At 70.9% G+C, this 1808-nt stretch carries 1 protein-coding gene; it reads right to left on the bottom strand.

Annotation, left to right across the window (positions count from 1 at the left end):
* Positions 1-1808, bottom strand: a 1808-nt coding sequence (locus ACZ4SA_RS36855; protein ID WP_468283213.1) for a type I polyketide synthase, incomplete at both ends; no start/stop codon positions are given.

Raw genomic sequence — 1808 nt, forward strand, 5'->3', positions numbered from 1 at the left:
CTCCAGCCAGTAACGGGAGTGCTGGAAGGCGTATGTCGGGAGGTCGACGGTCCGCGCGTCGGCGGGGAGCGTCTTGTCCCAGTCGACGGACGCGCCGGCCGCGTGGGCCAGGCCGAGGGAGGTCAGGAAGCGATCCCAACCACCCTCGCCACGGCGCAGAGTCCCTTGCACCGCCACGGGCTTGCCCGACGCGTCGACGGTCTCCTGGAGACCGACGGTGAGGACAGGGTGCGGGCTGACCTCGACGAACAGACCGTGGCCCCTATCGACCAGTGCGGCCGTGGCGTCGGCGAACTCGACGGTCTGGCGCAGGTTGCGGTACCAGTACCCGGCGTCCATGCCGGTGGTGTCGAGCCAGTCGCCGGTCACGGTGGAGAAGAACGGGACCGCGGACGTCTGCGGGACGATGGGGGCGAGGACGTCGAGCAGCTCGGCCTCCAGCTCCTCGACGTGGACGGAGTGAGAGGCGTAGTCCACGGGGATCACACGGGCCCGGACACCATCCGTCTCGCAGCCGGCGACGAGCTCCTGAAGGGCATCGGCATCGCCCGAGACGACCACCGCCGTGGGGCCGTTGACAGCCGCGATCGAGATCCGACCATCGAACGAGGCGATACGGTCACGGACCGCGTCCGCCGTCAACGCGAGCGAGACCATCCCGCCACGACCCGACAGCGCACGAATCGCCTGCGACCGCAGGGTCACGACACGCGCCGCGTCCTCCAGCGACAGCGCACCCACCACGCACGCCGCCGCAATCTCACCCTGAGAGTGACCGACCACAGCCGCCGGCTCCACGCCCAGCGAGCGCCACAGCTTGGCGAGCGACACCATCACGGCGAACAGCACCGGCTGCACGACGTCGACACGCTCCAGCCACGCACCACTCTCATCCCGCAGGGTCTCGCTCAGCGACCAGTCGACGAACGGCGCCAGCGCCGCCTCGCACTCGGCCAGAGCATCGGCGAACACCGCCGACGACTCCGCCAGCTCCACCGCCATCCCCAACCACTGCGAACCCTGCCCCGGGAACACGAACACCGCACCGGCACCAGTCGACACCGACGACGACGGGGCAACGGCAGCAGACTCCGCCAACTCCCGCAGCTTGAATAGCAGTTCGTCCTGCTCCCGGCCGACGACCACATCCCGGTGAGCAAACGAGGATCGCGTACGGACGAGGGAGGCCGCCACGTCCACCGGGCGCAGGTCCTCGCCCGCACCCGCGACGAAATCGGCGAGCCGCGCGGCCTGCGCCGCGAGCGCCGCCGGCGACTTGCCGGCCACCACCCACGGAACCGTCACCGGGTCCGTGCCGTCAGCGACGACGGACTCCTGCTCCGGCGCCTCCTCCGGCGCCTGCTCAAGCAGCACGTGCGCATTGGTGCCGCTGATGCCGAACGACGACACACCCGCCCGCCGCGCCCGCTCGACCTCAGGCCACGCCCGCGTCTCCGTCAGCAGCTCCACCGCACCCGCCGACCAGTCCACCTGACCCGACGGGGCGTCCACGTGCAGCGTCTTCGGCAGCACGCCATGACGCAGCGCCTGCACCATCTTGATGACGCCACCGACACCCGCCGCGGCCTGGGTGTGGCCAATGTTCGACTTGAACGAGCCCAACCACAGAGGGTCGGTGTCCGCGCGCCCCTGGCCGTACGTGGCCAGCAGCGCCTGCGCCTCGATCGGGTCACCCAGCGTCGTACCCGTACCGTGCGCCTCGACCACGTCCACGTCCGCCGTCGCCAGACCCGCATTGGTGAGCGCGGCACGGATCACCCGCTGCTGGGCCGGGCCGTTCGGCGCGG

This window comes from Streptomyces sp. NPDC027962, assembly GCF_055566095.1.